This is a genomic window from Mesorhizobium sp. M1E.F.Ca.ET.063.01.1.1 (genome assembly GCF_003998155.1).
GTDB lineage: Bacteria > Pseudomonadota > Alphaproteobacteria > Rhizobiales > Rhizobiaceae > Mesorhizobium.
This window is the reverse complement of the sequence record NZ_RZSC01000704.1, coordinates 1-3,028: the sequence shown is the minus strand read 5'-3', so window position 1 is coordinate 3,028 and position 3,028 is coordinate 1. Positions and strand designations below refer to the sequence as shown.

Genomic DNA, 3,028 nt, shown 5'->3' with positions numbered 1-3,028 from the left:
ATCAATTACCGCGCGACGCCGGACTGGGACGGCAAGGTGCTGGAACTGACCGGCGGCCTCGGCGCCGACCTCGTCGTCGAGACAGGCGGCACCGCCACCTTCGCGTGTGCCGTCAACGCCACTGCGCCGGGCGGCACGCTGTTCACCATCGGCTTCGTCACCGGCGCCGAGGCGACCGTCAACCTGCTGCCGATCATCATCAAGGCGCTGAAGGTGGTGGGCAACAACACCGGATCGGTCTCCGACCTGCGCGACGCCGCCCGCGCCATCGGCGCCGCCGGCATCGAGCCGGTCGTCGACAAGGTGTTTTCACAGAACGAAGCGACCGAGGCCTACACCCACATGGCCGCCGGCGGGCTGCATTTCGGCAAATTGGTGTTCGGGTTGGAGTGGTAGGGAAGGCACCGACCGTAGGGGATCGGCGGCTCAATCCGCTTCGTCGCCCGAGCCCTTGCCGCAAGCGGCCAGCACCTTGCCGATCGCCGCGCCGGAGCCTTTCAGCGGAAAGCTCGCCTCGCCATATTTGGCAGCGCTGACTGTCGCCTCGCCTTTTCCCCGCAGCAGGGCGAGCAGCGGGTCGGCGGGGCCGGAAAGCTCGGCCGTGAAGTAGTTGTACATCGCTTCAAGGTCGAGCTTCCGCGTCACGATCTTGCCGCCGGCCTTGAAGGTGAAGGAGGCGTTGATGCCGGGCTCGAGTTGCCCGCCCGCGGCGCCGATATCATAGCTCAGTACTGGCTTGGCAAAGCAAGTCAGCATCAGATGCGCATCGCCCTTCGGCCCGCCGCAGACCGAAGCCGTCATCACGCTGCCGCCTTCGTCCTCCTCCATCTTGGCGGACCAGGCGCAGGAGGCGGCGTGAGCGGGGAGGGTGGTTGCAAGCGCCAGGATGATGGTTGCCGCTATGCTCTTCATGATGCTTCCCTCAGCATAGCGCAATCATACAGAGATTGGCGAAAGCGAGCGAGCGATTGATCTCCCCCGCAAGGGAGGAGATCGGCAGTTTCTACGCCGCCCCTAAATCAACTTCTCCAGCGTTATCGGCAGATCCCGCACCCGCTTCCCCGTCGCGTGGAACACCGCGTTGGCAATCGCGGGCGCGATGCCGACGATTGCCAGTTCGCCCACGCCCTTGCCGCCGAGGGCGGAGGAATGCGGGTCGGGGATGCCGACCGAGATGGTCTGGATGTCGGGAATGTCGGCATTGGTCGGCAGCATGTAGTCGGCGAAATTGCCGTTGACGATGCGGCCGTGGCGGCGGTCGACGATGCCTTCTTCCAAGAGCGCCTGGCCGATGCCCATGATGATGCCGCCCTTCCACTGGCTCTCCGCCAGCTTCGGGTTGTAGAGCCGGCCGGAATCCAGCGCCGACACCACGCGCGACACGCGCACAGTGCCGAAATCCTCGTCGACGCGCACCTCGACGAAATGCGCGCACCAGGAATGGCGCGAATAGTCGCCTTCGGTGTGCGGCAGCGCCGTGGCGATGGTGGTGTAGTTGTTGTAGCGCTGCTCCCGCGTGAAGCTCGCCGGAACGGTGTCGCCCCTGGCCTCGATCTTTTCGCGGCCGAGCATGCCCATCAGCTCGGCGATCGACAGCTCCGGCCCGTCGCCGCGCGGCGAGGCGACACGGCCGTCGTTCACGACAAGCGTGTTCGCCTGCAGCCCATGGAAGGGCGAGCGCGGATCGGAGAGCGCCAGCCCGATCAGCTCGTCCAGCGCCTGGCCCGCCGCCTTGTAGACGGCGCCGGTCATGACGCCGGCAAGCCGCGAGCCGCCGGTGACGCCCGCCCGCGCAAGGCGCGAGTCGCCGAGCTTCACCGACACCTTCCCCACCGGCACGCCGAGCGTCTCGGCGGCGGTCTGCGCCAGGATCGTGTAGGTGCCCTGGCCCATATCGATGGAGGAGCTTTCGACCTCGGCCGAGCCGTCTGCGGAGAGCCTCACCACCGCCTCGCCATAGGCGCGCCGCACCGGATAGGTGCCGGCCGCCACGCCCCAGCCGATGAGCTGGTGGCCGTCGCGCATCGAGCGCGGCTCGCGCGAACGCTTGGCCCAGCCGAAGGCGTCCGCCCCTGTTGCAAACGCCTCGCGAAGCTGGCGTGTCGACCACGCCTTCTTCGCTTCCGGATCCTGTTCGGCATAGTTGCGAAGCCGGATCTCCAGCGGATCCAGCCCAAGCTCATAAGCGAGCTCGTCGATGGCGCATTCGATGCCGAAGGCGCTGGGGTTCTCGCCCGGCGCGCGTTTGGCGCCCGGCACCACCGTGTTCACCCGCACCACATTCTGCTTAGAGGAGAAATTGGGCGTGGCGTACATGATCGAGGTGACGGAGCCGAGCGGCTCGACCCACATGCCGTCGACGGCAGTCTCGTTGACGCCGCGATGCACGATCGACTGGATGCGGCCCTCGCCGTCGGCGCCGATCGCCACCGTCTGGCGGGTTGCGGCGCGGCCGCCATAGGAGGTGAAGTTCTGCGGGCGGTTGAGCATCAGCTTCACCGGTCGGCCGAGCATTCTTGCCGCTGCCGCCGCCACCGCGCTGTGCGCCAGAGCCAGCGCCTTCGAGCCGAAGCCGCCACCGATATAGGGCGAGACCAGCCGCACATTCTCGAACGGCACGCCGAACCATTCGGCATAGGTGCGCGCCATGCCGTCGAGCCACTGGCTCGGCTCCCAGATGGTGAGTTCGTCGCCTTGCCAGCGCGCGATCAGCCCGTGCGGCTCCATCGCCGCCTGGAACTCGCGCTGCGTGTTGTAGGCCGCGCAGATGCGCACCGGCGCTTCGGCGAAGGCGGCCTGCGCGTCGCCCCATTCCTTGGTCATGGCGTCGATCGGGATGCCGTCGCCGGCCTTGCCGTCGCTAAGGTCGACGATGGCCGGCATCTCGTCATACCAGACCTTGACGAGTGCGGCCGCCGCCACCGCCTGCTCGAAGGTCTCGGCCACGACCGCCGCGACATGCTGGCCGGAAAAGGTGACCTCTCGGGCTAAAGGGCAGTAGGGTCCATCGGACGGTCGGTTGCCGAAC

Annotated in this window: 3 protein-coding genes; 1 reads left to right on the top strand and 2 read right to left on the bottom strand. The window is 67.3% G+C overall.

The window, feature by feature from the left end:
- A partial coding sequence (locus EOA29_RS30910) for a zinc-binding dehydrogenase (RefSeq protein ID WP_145969892.1) occupies nucleotides 1–396 on the top strand: 396 nt, incomplete at its 5' end.
- A gap of 30 nt (nucleotides 397–426) precedes the next feature.
- On the opposite strand, the gene EOA29_RS30905 is transcribed toward EOA29_RS30910, so the two are convergent.
- Together EOA29_RS30905 and EOA29_RS30900 are read right to left on the bottom strand one after the other, a co-directional pair.
- On the bottom strand, nucleotides 427–912 hold the full coding sequence (locus EOA29_RS30905) for a hypothetical protein (RefSeq protein ID WP_245464708.1): 486 nt from the start codon (nucleotides 910–912) through the stop codon (nucleotides 427–429).
- Between the two features lie 102 nt (nucleotides 913–1,014).
- Nucleotides 1,015–3,028 (bottom strand): xanthine dehydrogenase family protein molybdopterin-binding subunit (locus EOA29_RS30900; protein ID WP_145969891.1); only part of this gene is annotated, 2,014 nt, incomplete at its 5' end.

Bases quoted from the DNA above. Each gene is read 5' to 3' on its own strand.
- EOA29_RS30905 (WP_245464708.1), bottom strand. From the start codon at position 912: ATGAAGAGCATAGCGGCAACCATCATCCTGGCGCTTGCAACCACCCTC.